The sequence below is a fragment of the Paenibacillus sp. 2003 genome (assembly GCF_031455635.1).
In the GTDB taxonomy this organism is placed as follows: domain Bacteria; phylum Bacillota; class Bacilli; order Paenibacillales; family Paenibacillaceae; genus Paenibacillus; species Paenibacillus amylolyticus_B.
Window position 1 is genome coordinate 261,291 of record NZ_JAVDTB010000004.1, and the last position, 18,205, is coordinate 279,495.

At 47.2% G+C, this 18,205-nt stretch carries 17 protein-coding genes; 10 read left to right on the forward strand and 7 right to left on the reverse strand.

Going from position 1 to position 18,205, the window contains the following annotated elements:
- Positions 1 to 81 precede the first annotated feature (81 nt).
- Positions 82 to 939: an aldo/keto reductase gene (locus tag J2X75_RS19010; RefSeq protein ID WP_310339039.1), complete on the reverse strand. Its 858-nt coding sequence runs from the start codon at positions 937 to 939 to the stop codon at positions 82 to 84.
- Positions 940 to 1,131: 192 nt separating this feature from the next.
- Positions 1,132 to 2,346, reverse strand: coding sequence for an MFS transporter (locus J2X75_RS19015; RefSeq protein WP_307541257.1), 1,215 nt, complete (start codon positions 2,344 to 2,346; stop codon positions 1,132 to 1,134).
- 164 nt (positions 2,347 to 2,510) lie between these two features.
- Here J2X75_RS19015 and J2X75_RS19020 point away from each other — a divergent pair, with 164 nt between their 5' ends.
- From J2X75_RS19020 to J2X75_RS19030, 3 genes are all read left to right on the forward strand, one after another.
- Positions 2,511 to 2,906, forward strand: a complete 396-nt coding sequence (locus J2X75_RS19020) for a winged helix-turn-helix transcriptional regulator (RefSeq protein WP_017691613.1) — start codon at positions 2,511 to 2,513, stop codon at positions 2,904 to 2,906.
- The gene (locus J2X75_RS19025; RefSeq protein ID WP_017691614.1) at positions 2,903 to 3,580 is read left to right on the forward strand and encodes a TIGR00266 family protein; all 678 of its coding nucleotides are present in this window, start codon (positions 2,903 to 2,905) and stop codon (positions 3,578 to 3,580) included. The genes J2X75_RS19020 and J2X75_RS19025 overlap by 4 nt, the downstream gene beginning before the upstream one ends.
- A 134-nt stretch (positions 3,581 to 3,714) precedes the next feature.
- Positions 3,715 to 4,176: a MarR family winged helix-turn-helix transcriptional regulator gene (locus tag J2X75_RS19030; protein ID WP_124116772.1), complete on the forward strand. Its 462-nt coding sequence runs from the start codon at positions 3,715 to 3,717 to the stop codon at positions 4,174 to 4,176.
- A gap of 132 nt (positions 4,177 to 4,308) precedes the next feature.
- Here J2X75_RS19030 and J2X75_RS19035 read toward each other — a convergent pair whose 3' ends face one another.
- Positions 4,309 to 5,283 (reverse strand): aldo/keto reductase, encoded by a 975-nt coding sequence (locus J2X75_RS19035; RefSeq protein ID WP_310339049.1) that lies wholly within the window; start codon positions 5,281 to 5,283, stop codon positions 4,309 to 4,311.
- 112 nt (positions 5,284 to 5,395) lie between these two features.
- On the opposite strand from J2X75_RS19035, the gene J2X75_RS19040 reads away from it, so the two are divergent.
- Entirely contained in the window at positions 5,396 to 6,439 is a 1,044-nt protein-coding gene (locus tag J2X75_RS19040) for an LCP family protein (protein ID WP_310339051.1), read from the forward strand.
- Positions 6,440 to 6,629: 190 nt separating this feature from the next.
- Entirely contained in the window at positions 6,630 to 9,218 is a 2,589-nt protein-coding gene (locus J2X75_RS19045; protein ID WP_310339054.1) for a DUF2339 domain-containing protein, read from the forward strand.
- 373 nt (positions 9,219 to 9,591) lie between these two features.
- On the opposite strand, the gene J2X75_RS19050 is transcribed toward J2X75_RS19045, so the two are convergent.
- On the reverse strand, positions 9,592 to 9,747 hold the full coding sequence (locus tag J2X75_RS19050; protein WP_192135259.1) for a hypothetical protein: 156 nt from the start codon (positions 9,745 to 9,747) through the stop codon (positions 9,592 to 9,594).
- 417 nt (positions 9,748 to 10,164) lie between these two features.
- Here J2X75_RS19050 and J2X75_RS19055 point away from each other — a divergent pair, with 417 nt between their 5' ends.
- Both J2X75_RS19055 and J2X75_RS19060 read left to right on the forward strand, forming a co-directional pair.
- Positions 10,165 to 10,836 (forward strand): FHA domain-containing protein, encoded by a 672-nt coding sequence (locus tag J2X75_RS19055; RefSeq protein ID WP_124116768.1) that lies wholly within the window; start codon positions 10,165 to 10,167, stop codon positions 10,834 to 10,836.
- A gap of 26 nt (positions 10,837 to 10,862) precedes the next feature.
- Positions 10,863 to 11,441, forward strand: coding sequence for a class I SAM-dependent methyltransferase (locus J2X75_RS19060; protein WP_310339061.1), 579 nt, complete (start codon positions 10,863 to 10,865; stop codon positions 11,439 to 11,441).
- Between the two features lie 173 nt (positions 11,442 to 11,614).
- Here J2X75_RS19060 and J2X75_RS19065 read toward each other — a convergent pair whose 3' ends face one another.
- Genes J2X75_RS19065 through J2X75_RS19075 form a run of 3 tightly spaced genes read right to left on the reverse strand, consistent with a single transcriptional unit; the run spans position 11,615 to position 15,442 of the window.
- Positions 11,615 to 13,918, reverse strand: a complete 2,304-nt coding sequence (locus J2X75_RS19065) for a carbohydrate-binding domain-containing protein (protein ID WP_310339064.1) — start codon at positions 13,916 to 13,918, stop codon at positions 11,615 to 11,617.
- Positions 13,919 to 13,944: 26 nt separating this feature from the next.
- On the reverse strand, positions 13,945 to 14,625 hold the full coding sequence (locus J2X75_RS19070; protein WP_100528189.1) for a DUF4956 domain-containing protein: 681 nt from the start codon (positions 14,623 to 14,625) through the stop codon (positions 13,945 to 13,947).
- Entirely contained in the window at positions 14,618 to 15,442 is an 825-nt protein-coding gene (locus J2X75_RS19075; protein WP_310339474.1) for a polyphosphate polymerase domain-containing protein, read from the reverse strand. The genes J2X75_RS19070 and J2X75_RS19075 overlap by 8 nt, the downstream gene beginning before the upstream one ends.
- Positions 15,443 to 15,695: 253 nt before the next feature.
- On the opposite strand from J2X75_RS19075, the gene J2X75_RS19080 reads away from it, so the two are divergent.
- From J2X75_RS19080 to J2X75_RS19090, 3 genes are all read left to right on the forward strand, one after another.
- Positions 15,696 to 16,373 carry a response regulator transcription factor gene (locus J2X75_RS19080; RefSeq protein ID WP_036612327.1) on the forward strand — a complete coding sequence of 226 codons (678 nt, stop codon included), beginning with the start codon at positions 15,696 to 15,698 and terminating at the stop codon, positions 16,371 to 16,373.
- On the forward strand, positions 16,373 to 17,725 hold the full coding sequence (locus J2X75_RS19085) for a sensor histidine kinase (RefSeq protein WP_310339072.1): 1,353 nt from the start codon (positions 16,373 to 16,375) through the stop codon (positions 17,723 to 17,725). Before J2X75_RS19080 ends, J2X75_RS19085 begins: the two co-directional genes overlap by 1 nt.
- A 170-nt stretch (positions 17,726 to 17,895) precedes the next feature.
- A complete protein-coding gene (locus J2X75_RS19090; protein WP_124116914.1) occupies positions 17,896 to 18,150 on the forward strand; it encodes a hypothetical protein in 255 nt (84 codons plus the stop codon).
- Positions 18,151 to 18,205: the final 55 nt, after the last annotated feature.

The window sequence follows — 18,205 nt, forward strand, 5'->3', positions numbered from 1 at the left end:
TAACGAAAAACCACCGGCTCCTGGTCCGGTGGTTTTTCGTTATGTTATGTCAAACAAAGCAGTCTCCAAAAAGGTTATTCATTAGAAATCGAAGTTGTCCGGATCAGGTCCAACGCGTACATCTTCGTTCAGAGCACTGATCTGATCCATCTCTTCATTTGAAAGTTCAAAGTCGAAGATGGAGGAGTTCTCAATAATCCGGTTTTCCTTGGTGGACTTCGGAATGGTAATGACTCCATTTTGCAGATCCCAACGCAGGATGACTTGTGCAACCGATTTGCCTTTGGCTGAAGCAATCGCCGTGAGCACTGGGTTGTCCAACAGCTGACCTTGCATCAGAGGCGACCAAGCTTCAAGCTGGATACCATTGTTTTCACAGAAAGCCTTAAGCTCAACCTGAGTCAGGTGAGGGTGGTATTCCACTTGATTGATCATCGGTTTCACTTTGGCATCCTGCATCAGGTCTTCGAGATGATGAATCTGGAAGTTACTCACACCAATGGCCTTAATACGGCCGGCTGCGTACAGTTCCTCGATTGCTTTCCAGGCTGCTTTGTATTTGCCGGCCTTAGGCCAGTGAATCAGATACAGGTCCAGGTATTCCAGTCCCAGTTTGTTCAAGGTTGTATCAAAAGCAGCAAGTGTCTCTTCATATCCGAGGTCTGCATTCCATACTTTAGATGTAACAAACAGTTCTTCGCGTTTCAGGTTGTTTTCTTGCAAAGCTTCTGCAATCGCTTGGCCCACACCGGCTTCATTGCCGTATATTGCAGCAGTATCAATGCTACGGTATCCATGTTTAATCGCATTTTTCACGGCTTCAATCAGTTCAGATCCTTCTTCTACCTTAAATACACCAAGTCCGAACCAAGGCATAGAAACACCGTTATGCAGAGTTACTGTGGATTGTAAATGTTGTGCAGTTTGAGCTGTTGTCATGGGATTTCCTCCTTAAATTGTGTAAAAATCAGTCATATTAAGCTGAATTTTTGTTGTTTTATCATACAAAATTAAATCATAGTAGATCAAATTGGGTTCAACGTATATAGTATAATAAAATACCATGTGAAACCGGTTCCCCTTGAAGGCTGGAACTGATAAATATAGAGTGGACCTATGGTTGGATGGGAATTAGAACGAAGCTTTCTCCATTTCGACTGATGCATGTTGATCCTTGCTTTCCAGCATTTTAGCCCATGCGGTCAGGATTACAGCTACGAGAACCATCAAGGCTCCGACCCATGTCGTGTGAATCAAACCAATGGAGTCATTAATCACTCCACCCAAATATGCACCTATAGCGATCCCTGCATTAAATGCGGCGATGTTAAAGGCTGAGGCTACATCTTTGGCCTGTGGTGCATATCGTTCAGCCAAGGTTACAACGTACATCTGAAGACCAGGCACATTCATGAAGGCGAGCAGACCCATACCCATAATGGTAAGTAGTGCTGCCAACTTGAATGGGACCGTAAAGTACATGATGCCCAGAATGATGGTCTGAATGATGAACATGTAGAAGAGCGCCTTGAGTGGGTTGCGATTGGCTGCTCTGCCGCCGATGATGTTGCCAACAGCGATGGCTATTCCGTACAACAACAGAATGAACGCTACTGTTTTCTCGGAATAACCGCTAATATCATGCAACAACGGGGACAGATACGTAAACACAACAAATGTTCCTCCGTACCCAACAGCAGTGATGGCAAAAGCAAGCAGCAAGCGTCCACCTGTAACAAGCTTCAGCTGATCCCGAAATGCTGTCCGTGTTCCTCGCTTCAACGTGGAGGGCACGAGTATCAGGTTACCGATCATCGCAACGATGCCAACCACAACAATTAGGATAAAGGCAGCGCGCCAGCCCCAATGTTGGCCAATGAGTGTACCGAGAGGTACACCGGTTACTGTGGCAATGGTTAGACCGGAGAACATGATGGCAATGGCACTTGCCCTACGGTTGGCAGGCACCAGATCGGCTGCAATCGTGGAGCCAATGGACATGAACACCCCGTGTGCCAGAGCGGATACTACTCGTGCAATGAGTAACATGGTGATGCCCGTTGATAGTGCAGCCATCGTGTTACCCGCAATGAAGACAATCATGATGGCAAGCAATAGCGTTTTGCGTGATATGGTAGACGTCAGTGAGGTCAGAACAGGAGCCCCAAAGGTAACGCCTAATGCATATAAAGTAACGGTCAGTCCCGCTGAAGTTACGGAAATGCCCAGGTCATCTGCAATGAGGGGCAGTAGCCCAACGCTGATAAATTCAGTGGTACCGATCGCGAATGCACTAATGGCTAGTGCTAGCAGTGCCCACGTGCTGCGTTTTGAATCTTGTAACATTTCTTGCTCAACTCCCCCGAATGTAGATTTACGTACCGGCAAATGCTATTATGAGTTATTCGGTATAGATTGAATAGTACGTACTTTTTAGTACCCTACGTACTTTTTGGTGCCTATACAGCATGCGACGGATGTAATCCAATTCATCAGGGAGGAAGCAAGTTATGGTTAGAAAAAAATATAACATCTCGGTTGAAGCTACCTTAGAAGTGATCGGTGGCAAGTGGAAATGCGTCATTCTCTGTCATCTGACACATGGGAAAAGACGAACCAGTGATCTTAAGCGTATTATGCCCGCAATTACACAGAAAATGTTAACACAGCAACTGAGAGAGCTTGAAAACGACGGGATCGTGAATCGAATCGTATATAATCAGGTCCCTCCCAAAGTAGAATACGAATTGAGTGATTACGGGAGAAGTCTTGAACCAATTCTCAATGCGCTCTGTAATTGGGGAGACCAACATATTGTGAAGGAATACGGAGACAAATCAGCAGTTCTGGAAGATAATGGACTCAATGATTTTAACTCTGACAATAGGGAGCTGGTGCAACCGTGAACTATGAGATTTTATATGATGGTGCTTTTGCGATGCTCAAGGTACATTTGCAGCGGGGAGAGCGGTTCAAGGCCGAGAGTGGTGCGATGGTATCTATGACTCCTACGGTTGAACTAAAGGGTTCAGCAGAAGGTGGGATGTTTGCCGGGTTCGGTAGGATGCTGAGCGGGGAGAAGTTTTTCTTTCAGGAACTGACGGCTGCGGGCGGGTCGGCAGAGATTCTGCTCTCACCTTCCAGTATGGGCGATGTAGAAGCTGTTGAATTGGACGGTTCCTATTCACTCTATGTGCAGAAAGACGGATTTCTGGCAGGAACCGAGGGCATTCAGGTGAATACCAAAATGCAAAACCTGAAAAAAGGTCTCTTTTCGGGAGAAGGTTTCTTCATTATTGAGATCAGCGGACGTGGAACCGTATTTCTGTCTTCCTATGGTGCCATCCATGCGATTAATCTGGCAGCAGGTGAAGAAATGATCGTGGATAACGCCCATTTGGTGGCATGGCCTCATTATGTAGATTACCGTATTGAGAAAGCTTCACAGGGTTGGTTATCCAGTGTTACAAGTGGAGAAGGACTGGTATGTCGGTTCCGGGGAGAAGGAACCATTCTTATACAGAGCCGCAATCCGCAAGGATTCGGACAATGGGTGAAGCAGTTTATCCCTGCGCGCTAATTATTTTTTTGAGAAAGAACACACAGAGTTGCAACGGATATGTTTCCATCATCGTTATATGAATAATGGATTTACTTCATTGACTGACGGGTACATATTCTGTTGCATAAGGTCGCACATCATGGAGGTATGAGATGACAAGCTCACGGTATAAAAATGCACAAGAAAGCCCGGGATATCTGTTATGGCAAGTTACAGCCATGTGGCAAAAGGAAGTACGCAGGGTGCTGGAGCCCCTCGAACTGACACAACCTCAATTTGTATTATTGCACGCCTGTTTATGGCTCAATGAACACGATGAGGAAGGCAAGGGAGTTACTCAGGTTCAAATTGCTCAGTTTGCCAAGGTGGATGTTAACGTGACTTCTCAGGTTCTACGTGCGCTTGAAAAAAGGGGATTAATTACCCGCGCTCGTCATCAGACAGATACGCGTGCCAATATTATCACAACAACGGAAGAGGGAACCCGATTGGCTGTGGAGGGAATTCATCTGGTTGAGGAATCGGACAAGGCTTTTTTTGAAACTTTGGATGATCGTAAGGAAGAGTATATGCAGATCATGCAGGAGTTTCTTCGCCAAAAAACAGAGGGCTAATCCATAATAAGATTTTTTTTATTTTATTAAACTACAGATTGTAGTGGAATTGGAAATTTTCTGAATAATGTCTATGCAAAAATCAAAATAAACCTCCTGACTTTATCTGTCGGGAGGTTTATTTCAGTTGCTTCAATCGATTCGGTAGGACGCAAATGGCTCGCGGCGACGGAAAGAGTCACTGATCTGATCCAGATCGGTCAACAGCTCATCGGGCAGTGACATATCCAGACTAGCCAGATTATGCTCCAGCTGTTCGGTGCCTGTAGCGCCAACAATTACTGTGGATACAGCCGGACGAGTCAGTAGCCATGCGAGAGACAGCACACTTGGGGAACACCCGTATGAAGCAGCTTTGGCACTCACTTGTTCACTCAGTTGGAGATTATGCTCCAGCAGAAAACGATTGAACGACGGGTCGGTGTCGGCTCTGGAGCCGGAAGGTACGCTGGCCTGTCCGTTATATTTACCCGTCAGAATACCGCCTGCGAGCGGGAAATACGGGATAATGCCTACACCCTGATCCAGACACATCGGTACCAATTCCAGTTCAGGCGTACGGTCTGCCAGGGAGTAGCTGGTTTGGGTGGAGATGTAGCGCACATAATCTTTCTGTTCACTGATGCCTAAAGCTTTCATCAGCTCCCAGGCTGCGTAGTTGGAGGCTCCGATGTAACGGACTTTGCCGGAAGTGACCATATCATCCAATGTACGCAGTGTCTCATCCAGCGGGGTATGCGGATCAAAGGTATGGATCTGATACAGATCCACATAATCCGTTTGCAGACGCCGCAGGCTATGATCCAGCTCTTGTTGCAGATGGTAGCGGGAGGAACCCCGCCCATGAGGACCATCATGCCGGGGTAATCCGGCCTTGGTAGCAAGCACCGCGTTTTCCCGTCGACCTGTGAGAGCCTGTCCAATGATGCGTTCTGATTCCGTGCCTGCGTAGATATTGGCGGTATCGATAAAGTTGATGCCCTGATCCATCGCTGCATGAATAATGCGGGTAGAAGCTGCTTCATCCGCGCGTTTACCAAACGCATTGGTGCCAAGCCCCAGTGCCGACACACGCAAACCACTATTGCCCAAACGTCGATATTCCATCCTTTATCGCTCCTTCTCTATTCATTTATGTAATGCAGATTATAACGTAATCTATTGAAAACGTGTTATTAATATAGTTAAATGATTCTAAGAACCCGTTATTAAAGGAGATATGATGGAAAACAGTGCCGCACATTTAACAAGACGGAAGCCGAAGAAACCGAAGAAGAAATGGAAGAAGCCATTGATCATCACCCTAAGTGTGCTGCTTGTGTTGGGAGGACTCGGATTTATCTATCAAAAGCAACTCGTCGTGTTTGCCTTTAACATGTTCGCCTCAGGTACGGTCAAGGAAGCCTTAGATGACTCCTTTAAGCCAGCTGGCGATAAGGATGCCCCTGTTGTAGAACATACGGACCCATTCTCACTGTTGTTGCTTGGTATTGACCAACGCGATAACGAACCAAGCCGTTCGGATACCATCATCTATTCCGTCGTGCGTCCAGAAGACAATAAAGTGCTGCTGCTGTCCATTCCACGTGATTCCTATACCGAAATTGTCGGCCGGGATGTGAAGTCGAAGATCAATTCAGCTTATGCCCACGGCGAAGCCAAGATGGCGATGGATACGGTGGAGAATTTGCTGGGGAACAAAGTGGATTTCTATGCCGCAATTAATTTTAACGGGCTCAAGGATATTGTTGATGCGGTGGGCGGCGTTGAACTGCCGATCAAAAAAAATATTGAGAACAAGCTCAAAATTCATGAGAAACTGTTCGTTGAAGCCAACAAACCGATCTATAGCGGCGAAGAAGCACTTGGTTATGTGCGTTACCGGGAAGATTCCGATTTCAATCGAACGATGCGTCACCGGATTTTCCTAAGTGCCTTCATGAATCGTGCGCTGGAGGTCAAAAATCTGACCAAGATCCCGGACGTGATTCAGATTGCCGGATCGAATTTTACAACCAACATGACTTCGGACTTCATCGTGAAGTTTGCCGAGTCCTTATATATGAAAGACAGTACACCAACGATCAGCAACTATATGCTGAAGGGGGAAGGCGCGACGCGCAGTGGCACATGGTACTACGATCTGTCGGAGGACGATCTGCAGTATGTGCGTGGCATGATCGCCAGTTGGCTGGACCCGGATGCGACTGAGATAATTGAGCCCGAGTCAGCCGACCAATCGGAGACGAGTGATGCGGCATAAGATCCATTCTTGTGCAAAATGCTCATATGAATATAAGTCGGGAGAAGCGGTTGCTTCCCGGCTTTTTTTGCGTTTGAGATCCTTCGATTGAAATATTGCACAGATATATCTAATGTTTAAACCTCTTTTTATGGCATACATATAGTAAAATATAGGGAAAAGATTAAACATCAACCAACGGAGGAAGCTCATGAAGGAGTTTAAGGAACGGCTTGGGCAGGTTCAGGAGCAGCAGAAACAGCTGGCGAAGGAGTATCATGCCCTGCTCCAGGAATACCAATCCGATGATCTGATCGTTCAGAATGAAAAGTTACAGGAACAGTATGAAGCTCACAAACTCAAGCTGCAACAGCTCGAACTTCGCTCGCGCAAGATGGAAGAAGAGAATGCACGTCTTCGTATGGCGTTATCTGAACAGATGCTGGATGAGAAGCTGAATCTGATCCGGGTATCGCGGGAGAAGATGGAGACCTATTTTCAAGGGAAAACAGCGGTACATAATGATCGAATTGCATTCCATGAACATCGAACCAAATCCAATCTGAACGCGCTATACAACCAGGCAGCACAGGAGTTGCAAGAGGATTCCCACGAGGTGAAGGAGAGGATCGCTTACCTTGCGGCAGAGATGAATGAGCGCATTGAATCGCACAAGCGGGCCGTGCGGGAGCGAGAAGAGGCTCTACGTGGGCACATGGAGCGTGGATATGAGCAGATGGCGGAGGAGGGATTAAGCGAAGAGACCATTCAACGCCGGATCAAGCAGAATCGCATGGAGATGAAAATTGGACTTAGTTGGATCAACAAGGTTGCCATCCTGCTCCTCATTCTGGGCGTTGGAGCAGCGTTCCAATATTCGTACTCGACCTGGTTCAATGACGAGATGAAGAGCGGAGCCTTTTTCCTGCTCGGTGCACTGATGCTTGCTGGAGGAGAGTTGCTGTTCCGGCGCAAAAAGCAGACGTTTGCAATGGGCCTGCTCGGTGGTGGGATCTCCGTGTTATTCGGGTCCATCTTCTATAGTTACTTTTTACTGCATATTATCGGGTTATATACGGGACTTGCCCTGTCTGTATTGGTATCGGCAATCTCCGTATTGTTGTCCCTAAGGTATCAGTCGAAGACCATCTGTTCATTGGGTCTGTTAGGCGGATATCTTCCGCTATTCTCCTATATGTTCTCGTTCGGGCTTGAGGGCCCTGCTGTCTATGTAGCCATGATCTATCTGCTGCTCTTAAACGGCATTATTGTGTTCATTTCGTTTGGCAAACGGTGGCCGGTAGTGCACTATATCAGTTTCCTGTTTAACACACCATCCATGCTTATCCTCTTGTGGCTGTCGCCAAGTGAGAAGATTGGCATGTTGTATTCCATTGTGACGTTTGCATTATATCTGGGCATTACACTGGCATATCCGTTCAAACATCGGATGAAGTTAACCTGGTGGGATTTCGCTCTGCTCGCCATGAATACGACCATCAGTTGCCTGATGTTATACGTGTTATTTGATGTGGCGGATTGGAATGATGCTCAGGGCTTGTTGGCATTAATCTTCTGCCTGGTATATCTTGGTCTCGCACGATTCGTTCAGCGCAATATGGCTCAGGAGAAACAGACCATTCTGCTCTTCTATATCACTTCCCTGACCTTTGCCATTCTGATTATTCCGTTCCAGTTCGGGGCCAAGTGGTTATCGATGGGCTGGTTAATTGAAGGTGTTCTGCTGGTTACGCTTGGACATCTGAAGCGGTTCAAGTCGGTGGAACGGGCCGGATGGGGTATTGTGCTACTATGTCTAATCACTTTCGTGTACTATGACCTGCTGGCGCTATTCTTCATCGGGGAACGTTCTTACTTTATGTTAAAATATTCCAGCATCACGCTGGGGACCCTGCTGATTACACTGTATTATGCCTGGGCAGTTCACAGCAGCTCATCTGCCAGGGAGAGATTCAACTACAGCCCGCTGGAGCTGGGCTTACTGAACGGATTCAAGTATGTGACACTCGCCAATCTGTGGTTATACGTGCTGTATGAATCGAATGAATTGTATACCAGAGCTGTGGATGGGACGTTCCTGTTATACATGTTCTACAAGATGCTCATGTTTGCAGCGCTGACCATTGCATTGGCCTATGGATTGAGCAAAGTGAAGTTGTTGCGTGATCAATACGTACAGATGTATACCACTTTCCTGCATGCCATTGGTTGCTGTATTGCACTGGCTGTCACCTTAACCATGCCAGCGCTTCAGCCGGAAGTTCAGCAGCATACAGCGGCAGAGATTGTTGGTTTGCTGGTGCTAATTATCTTTAACGTAGGGGTATTCTTTGCAGGAAGGGATCTGCTGATTGCAGGCATCCGCGGGCAGTTCAAGAGCATTGAATGGTACCCGGTTATCGCAGGGGTATATCTGCTAGGTGTCATCACCGTATTCCTGACGATCCAGTTCCAGTGGGGTGATGTGGGGCTGATGTTCAGCCTGATCTATCTGCTGCTGGCGATTCTCTATATTGCCTATGGATTCCGTAGAAAATATGTCATGATTCGGCGTTTGGGCCTTGGCCTAACGTTGTTCGCTACGGGGAAGATGGTGTTCTATGATGTGGGGATGCTTACCTCGGGCAGTAAAATTTTTGCCTATTTCAGCTTCGGTGTGCTGCTGCTTGGCATCTCTTACCTGTATCAGAAGGTGTCGAGTCGGATGGAGGAAATACAGTCCAGAGAGACAGTGAAGCTTGACGATGAGCCGACTGTGCCGGAGGAAGACCAAGATTGATTTGGGTTTTGAACGACTGTATTTACCTTTGCGATTATCGGAGGAGGGATTCTTGAAATGGGATTCGACTTGAAAATTATGCTTTGGCAGTTGTTATGGTTCGCTGGCCCTGTAGCTCTCATTGTATATGGGTGGAGGAAATTGGGTGCCAGAAAGAAACAGCATTGACGTGGGTGAGATGGTGGGAATGTCCGCTGTCCAATTCACTTCGCTTTGGGAAATAAGTCGTGTAATATAGATTTTTTGTATTAAAATGAGGCTCCGGGCTGCTGTTATCAGCAATCTGGGGCCTTATTGATGTGAGTCTATGGCTTAGCCTAATATGACATTCGTGAAACGTTTTGCGTGGAGATCGCGTTATAATAGAGTAGACTTAGGGCTGGATCTTCATTTGTAACCACGAGGTTTCGGCAGCCGAGGTGCCTTTCAGTGGTTCTCCGCCATCATCATTCATACGGGAGAGCACGGTTAATGTCATGGACAGGGCGAAGGCGAGCAATACGTATATGAAAATGTTTTTTTTGTTCATGGGAAGGTACCTCTCTTGTTGAATGATCTAAAGTAGACATCCGGCCGTCATGAGAAAAAAAGCACAACGTCTGGTATAGTAGAGTTAGTAGAACCGAACATAAATCGTTCCTGTATACCACTATATTGAACTATAGCGGTGCAAACAATGGAACAAATCTGATGATCTTATCATTATTGTTGAAGATATGTTTTATAGTACGTGTTCAAAAAACCGGTTTTAAGTACCGAGAAGATGGGATGAAGCTAGAAATGGAGTAGCAGAGCGTAGGGAAACTACTACGTGAGCAACGGACATTTCGGCTGAATGCCATCTTCGATGCTGATGATGCCGTTAGGCATCCGTTGTAATCAAAAGCGGGCTTTTTTGAACAACCTCTTATAGAGATCGAGTGATCGTTGAAGGTGGGAGAATAACATGCGGGAGACGGCAAAAATCGTCATTCGTACGCCAGGACAGGAAAGTGACGGCTCATTCGCTTATGTAAGCCAAGGTCGCTCCATTACGGTGGGACGTTACACAGGCGGTAGTGAATTGGACTTGTCTGTCTATAATCAGATGATATCGAAGCGGCACTGCCGCATTCATTATGATGTACAGCAACAGTTATGGATTGAGGATCTGGATAGCAAAAATGGAACCGAACTGAACGGGCAGCGCCTCGTTCCCCATGAGAAATATCCGTTCGGCGAAGGAGACAGCCTGACGTTGGTCAATGGCCTGATCCAGCTTCGCGCTGAAGGTGATCTTGGAGAGACGAGGGAATATCGGGTTTCGGATCTGCTGGGTGAGGGTGTACGCTTGCAGGATCACCTGCAAACCGTGCAGATCGGTGAAGTGGAGATTCCGCTGTCCAAGAAGGAGTATCAGCTGTTCAAGCTGCTGTATAGTCAACTGGACCATTTTGTGACCCGAGAGCAGATTGTGGCTCAGGTATGGCCTGAGCGGAGCATGCTGGAGAGTGAAGCGGTAGGGATTGACGAGATTAACTCCTTAATCTATCGGACGAATCGCAAGTTGGGTGTACACTTTACCATTAAGTCCGTTTATAAAAAGGGTGTATATATGAAGTCTCATGTGCCGGAATGAATGAGTGATAACAAAGGGATGAGTTCATGTTCATCATATACCTGATTCCATGGCTGATTGCCGTGGTGACATTAATAGGTGTCATATCCATCGTACTGGTCAGTTGGAAAAACGGGATTTCACCGATGCCCACATCTAGTAGCGTCAGGCAGGTGGTCATTCAAGAGGTGAATCGTATACCCGGGTACGGTGACGTGCTTGAAGCAGGTTCCGGATGGGGCACACTGGGGTTGGATGTTGTAAGCCATTGCCCTGGCAAAAGGCTGACCGGGATTGAGAATTCTATCATTCCCTTATGGTCTTCCCAACTGATTGCCTATCTCAGTGTTCGCTTACGTCGAGCCAAGGGAAACAAGTACTCTCTCAAGGGCAGGCTGCGCTTCATGCGCGGAGACATCTACACCAGTTCCTATGAACATGCGGATTGTGTGATCTGTTATCTGTTTCCGGGAGCCATGACCCGGCTTCTGGACAAGTTCAGTCGGGAGCTTCCGCCGGGTGCCAAGGTGATTAGCGTCTGTTTTGCCCTCCCGGGCAAGGAACCGCTACGCACCATTACATGTCTGGATGCTCTGCGCACCAAGGTGTATGTGTATAGCTTTTGAGGAAAAGGATTGCTTTGACTCCCCTTGGGCAGAGGACTGTAATTCCCTGTAATCCTAGTGCCAGAAGAATAACAAAAAAGGCTCCGAACTCACTGTGGAAGTGAATTCGGAGCCTTTTTTGTTTCGCCTGCGCCTGAGAAGCGAGTTATGCGCTATGGCTCAGGACATCATGATTATTTTGCAGAATCCGTAGTGCCTGTGCTCTCGGAGGTTGTACCGGATTGCGTCCGATTTCTACCGCCTCCGAAGCCGCCTTGACCACGACCTCCTCCTGGACCACCCATACCTGAATTGGCTGTAGTTACACCAGATTCATTGACCCAAGTTACATTACTAGTCGATTGGAAGGCAACCACTTGAGTTCCGCCACTATAGGTACCGTCTGTGTAGAGTCCATCCACGGCTTTACCTGTAGATGTACCACCGGAGTAGATCACGTATGAACCATCTTTCACAAGATCCGGGGAGCTGACAACCACAGTTTGATAATCTTTTGCCGGAGCAAATGTCAGAATATTGTTGCCTTCGCTATCTTGTACATGTACAAGTGTTCCAGCTTTTTGCGTTGCAGGGAATGTCATCACAATGGTATTTTGCGTAGACGCATCGGATGTTCCTTGTGCCATACCAGAGCTTCCGGCAGCCACGAGGTATCCACCGCTGATTTCAAATGTACCGTCATAGTCCAGTGCTCCGTTGCCGCTATCCGTCGGTCCGTTCACAATAACCGTACCACCAGTCATATTAATGGAACCATTGGAATCCAGTCCGTCACCACCTGCGTTCACGGTAAGTGTACCGCCGTTAATGTGGAACTCGTTATTACTCGCTGCTCCCATTCCGCCCGGTCCACGTCCTTGCTGATTAGCATCTGTACCTTGGGATGTCTGATCGGTAGTCGATGTTGTGCCCGTCGTTTCAGTTACAGAGATGTTGGAAGTCGTGGGGGTGTCGGTTGCTGTAGTCGCACGCTCTGTATTTGCCGCTGTATTCGCAGTTGTTTCTGTCTCGCCACCTGCAGCATTTACGCCATCATCGGATGCTGTTACATCCACATCCCCATCGTTCAGGGTGATGATTGCTCCTTCAAGTCCCTCATAGCTCTTCGCAATCGTGATGGTGCCACCGTTAATCGTCAGTTCCTGATCGGCATGAATGCCGTCATCACCGGATTCAATGCTGAATGTTCCGTCATTGACTGTCACGTTATTGTTGCTGTGCAGGGAATCATCCATGGAATCAATTGTATACGTACCGCCATTCACCGTAAGGTCTGTACCTGCTTTGAGCGCTTTGGCACTTGTGGACTCGGTTGCTGTTGTTGCAGTGTCCGCATCGGCATTGGTATCGGTATTTGTTGTTGCTGTTGTATTGGCAGAGCTGGATGTTGCGCCGTTTGTATTAGCACCTGCATTGGTCCCGCTGTTATTAGGCATCTCCGGCATATCTGCAGGAGGTTCGCCATCTGGTGGTGTGCCCATATCGGTTGGAGGTGTTCCGCCACCCCATCCGCCACCGCCGCCGCCAAATGGACCTTCTTCTACTTTGGCTGGAGCATTGGCGCTACCGCCAGCAGTCACAATGTTGTATGTGCCGCCATCCGTAACAAGTGCGGTTTCGGCTTGAATACCGTCGTTACCACTTTGAATATCGAAGGTACCTCCTGCGATGGCAACGAAACCTTTGGTGGTATCCGTGTCATTGGTGGATTTGATGCCGTCACCTGCTGCTTCAACGGTAATCGTACCCGCTTGAATTGCGATCATATCTTTACCTTTGATGCCGTCATCTGCTGCTTTGACACGGATGTTACCACTAATGATTTTCAGATCATCCTTGCTCGTAATCCCTTCATTATAGTTACCCGTGATGGTCAATTGACCTGCACCGTTGAACGTAAGATCCGCTTTACTGAAGATCGCAGCATCCGGCTCGTCTGTTGTAGCGTCAGCGTACACATATGTTTTACCATCGGAAACGGTATTTTTGGTTCCTTTTTCGAGTGTAATCACCGCTTTACCGGCCTTCTGAATATAAATCGCTGCACTGTCATTATCATGGATCGTAGCTCCGTTTAATACGAGATGTACGGTGCCCTTATCGGCAACGTTGACCACGATCTGACCGTCGGTTAGCTCACCGCTAAGTACATAAGTACCTGCTTCAGTAATTGTTACTGAGCCATTGGCTGCTTTGGCTCCCGAACCAGTTACCGTTGCCGTTGTGCCGTTCAACTTAATCGCTGTGGAATCTGCCTCGCTCCAGCTAATGTTGGTATCGTCAGCATCCAGAGAGACCAGATCTGCGTACTTCACAGAAGTTTGCTCACTGACCGATACCGTTTTGGTTGTTCCTGTCGTTGACGTTGCGGCATTGGCGGTTGTACTTGTCGTTGCTGGTGAACTGCATGCGGCGAGTAGGCTGGTAATCATGGCGATGGACCAAAGTTTGCTGCCTGTTATCATGTTTTTCTTCATATAGATCGTTCCCTTCGAATTAAGAATTAATATTCCGTTGTTGGACTCATGGTTAACGAGATATCCAGATTGCCGTTCCGTGTACGGATGGCGTCGAGGAATTCCTTTTGGCTAACACTTTCGTGAATGGTTACACTGTAGACCAGCTCATACAGACTGCCGAGTTCGGTGGTTCTGATTTTTTTTAGATCAAAAGGTACGTTGAATGTATGGAACACTTCATTAAGTGCTTCTTCATAGCTCAAATTCTCAGGAATGGTGACTTTCAGCGTTTTCAGCTGACTCTTCTTGCCGCCAAAGTTGAAGCGACTCAGGACAAACATCAGCACACACAGGATAATCGTGAACAGCACGGCGTATCCAAAAGCGCCTACACCACAGGCAAGACCGGAAGCCATCGTGAACAATACATAAGCAATGTCCTTTGGATCACCAGGGGCACTTCGGAATCGGATGATCGAGAAGGCACCTGCCAAGCTGAATGCTCGAGCGATGTTGCTGCCGATAAGCAGGATGATGATGGCGACAATGACGGGCAGGACAACCATCGTTAAGGTAAAGCTTTGCGAGTATGTGCTTTGGTTAGTCTTCATATAGGTGAGGCTGATGATCAACCCCAGAATGATGGCAAGACCAATGGTAATGACTGCGTTGTTAAACGTCAGGTTGGTATCGGTTAGGGCTGAACTGAATAGTGAATCAAGCATATAGGACACGCTCTCTTTCTATAATCGTTTTATCTTGTTCTTGTTCTATGGATGGGTTGAAATCGGTACCTGGTACAAGAGTGCGCTCCGTCTGGTAATTCAGGTTGGTTGTTCTCGCGAGATGTCTAAACTCGTTGCCGTATTTCGAAAATCCGGTGCGGTAGAGACCATGCTCACAGAGCAGTTGCGACAGCCACAGCGGAACGGTTTTCTCGGCTTTCACTTCCATCAGCCACCTTCCGTCCTTCACGAGCGGTTCACCGTAATCTCCCTGTTCCAGCTTCAGATCGTATCTGCGGCTACGAATGTTGGTGTCAAAGGTAATGCGGAGATCCCGGCTGTTCTTGTCGAAGAGTGCTTTGCGTTCATACGCCAGATACACTTTCGGTTCCAGATCGTATACGCGAAGGAAGTATTTGATCTCCTCGACGACCTGTTTGTTCATGTAGTCTGCCAGCTCCGGTGCCTGTCCTGAACGAACGAATTCGTAAGCTTCATCCAGCTTCAATGCTGTTCTGCGCTTGTTCACCAGGCCAAATACTTTCTTTTTGATCTCCAGATACACTTGGGCATTCTCATCAGGTACTCCATACGCCCGCAGTCTCAGCTTCTCCTTGTATTTTGGTTTGGAGAGACTGGCGCGGATCAGCGAATCCTGTGGAGTGTCGAAGTACAGGTTACTGATGGAATAGTACTCATGTTTCTTGTTGTAGGCATCCAGCTCCATATATTTCAACAGGTCATTGTAGAAGTGTGCGTATTGCTCATCCGTCAGAAGATACTTGCTCTCATATCGGTTGAATACTTCAATTGCCATGTGGAATTCAGTCCTTTCGTCTGTGGGTTGTATGTTTTGTTGCATCGTGTATTGCTTCCATGTCTGTATCTTAGAGGGCCAACCTTGAATGAATCTTAAATAGTTTTACATTGCGTTAACATTTTTTTACCTTCCTATAATAGTGGGCATACACAAAATGAATTAAGATTGATTCAAGGTTTAATTGATAGAATAGGTGATACCATACAGCGTTCATGAAGACGAATAATTCAAGCAGAGGAATGAATAGAGCATGAGAATATTAATTGCGGAAGATGAGGTTCATTTGGCAGAGGCAGTATCTCAGATTTTGAAAAAAAACAACTACTCCGTGGATATGGTCCACGACGGCAGATCAGGACTCGATTATGCGCAGAGCGGTATCTATGACCTGTTACTACTCGACATCATGATGCCGGAGATGGACGGGATCACCGTCCTGAAGAAACTTCGCAGTGAAGGCAATCATACGCCTGTCATTCTGCTTACTGCCAAGGGTGAACTATCGGACAAAGTCACAGGCCTCGATTATGGTGCCGATGATTATATCGCCAAGCCTTTTGCCACAGAGGAATTGCTGGCCCGTATTCGTGCAGCTTTACGGAGGAAGGGTGAAGTGGTTCCCGAGGATGGGCTGAAGTTTGGCGACATTGAGCTGAATACAACTCAGTTGAAGCTGAGTGTTCAGGGTAAGGAGATTAAGCTGAATCTGAAGGAGAATGAACTACTGGAACTGTTGATTGCTCGCAAACAGGCGATTACCTCCAAAGAGCAGATTATTGAGAAGTTATGGGGATTTGATTCGGAAGTGGAGTATAACAATGTGGAGGTGTACATCTCGTTTTTGCGCAAAAAATTAACCTTCCTGAACTCTGCCGTCCGCATTAACACGATTCGGGGTGTGGGGTATGTGCTTGAGGTGACGTCCTGATGTTCAAGAAACTCCGGAATCGATTCCTGATCGTGAATCTGGTGTCCATATCGATTATGATGCTGGTGGCATTTGCGACGATCTATACAATTACGTATCAGAATGTGCAACGTGAGACAAATATGGAGTTGTACAAGGTGTCTGATTTCTATCATAGTCCTTATAATTCATCCAAGATGCCGCGCGGGGAAGGGCAGGGTTCTGGATCAGGTTCAAGTTCTAATACAGGTGCTTCAGGTTCCGGTTCAAATTCGTTGCCCTCCGACGCCATGGGTGGTGCTAATGGAGGACCGGGAGGTGATCCCAACTCACCACCGGCACGTTCCGTTTCGTTTATGATCAAGACAGATAACCAGTGGAAGATTACGGATACGCAATCCCGATTTGATATGGAAGACACATTCTACACCGAGGCGTTGCAAAAGGTTGACCAGAATAAAGTTGGTGATTCGGAACGGCAGACTGGACAATTTGCACTGGATGGAACGGACTGGGCCTATGTGGTTGATCCGAGCGGTGACGGGCACATGATCGTATTTATTGATGTGACGGCACAACAGGGTATTCTGACGAATCTGATCTATACATTTGCTATTGTCGGACTGGTCATGTTGATTGTGATCTACTTCCTGAGCCGTTATTTTGCCAATCGTTCCATTGCACCAGTCAGAGAAGCATTTGAGAAGCAAAAACAATTCATCGGTGATGCTTCACATGAGCTGAAGACACCTCTGGCGATCATCAATACCAATGCCGACGTACTGCTTGCGAATCAGGAGGATACCATAGCAAACCAGGCGAAGTGGCTTCACTATATCAAGTCGGAAACCGAGCGTATGACCGGACTTACGAATGATCTGCTCTATCTGACACAGATGGATGACTCACGCTCCACGATGATTCATGCGAAGTTTAATATGAGCGATGCGGTAGAGAGTATTATTTTACCGATGGAAGCCGTTATTTTTGAGAAAAACATCTCCCTCGACTACAACATTGAGCCGAATCTAACGGTTCATGGGAACAGTGAGCAGATCAAACAGGTCATTCTGATCCTGCTCGATAATGCTGTGAAGTATTCCGGTCCCAAAGGATCTGTTAACGTTACGCTCCAGAGACAAAATAATGATGTCATGCTGGCCGTGTCCAACACAGGGGAAGGCATTGCACCGGAACATCTGGATCGGATCTTCGATCGATTCTACCGTACCGATTCGTCAAGAGCACGCAAACATGGTGGGCATGGTCTGGGGCTGGCGATTGCTCGTTCCATTGTGGATCAGCACAAAGGAGAGGTTTACGCTCGAAGTGTAGTCGGAGAGGGTGCTACATTTTACGTGCGGTTGTCGTAGGGGCAGAGCGATGAACCGGCTCCTCACTAACCTTCGCTACCGCTATATAATCGTTCTTCAGGCATAAGTTCTGCCTGTAATGGGTTAACCTATGCTACAATGGCAACAGTATGTATGAATCAAGGAGATGACTGAACGTGGCAGAAGCAAACGCAATTAATGAACAAGAAATGATGCAATATATTGCAGATAAAACGAAGGCAAGCCAAGCGAACATCGCTCTTGTGCTGAAGCATGAGCAAGCGTACATCAACAAGGCGCACGAAAATGCCAAAGGTAACGATGTGGATATTGACGGCGATGATCTGGCTGACTACATCCTTAGTCGCAAAGATGTGAAGCTGGATGAGCTGACCGTGGAAAGCATTTTGGATGCTGAGATGGACTACTTGATGGACAAGGGTCACGCGGGATACGTCGATTAAGTTAAGCGTAGGCAAAATCTAACGAACCTGACACGCCTTATACGGGTATTTCTCG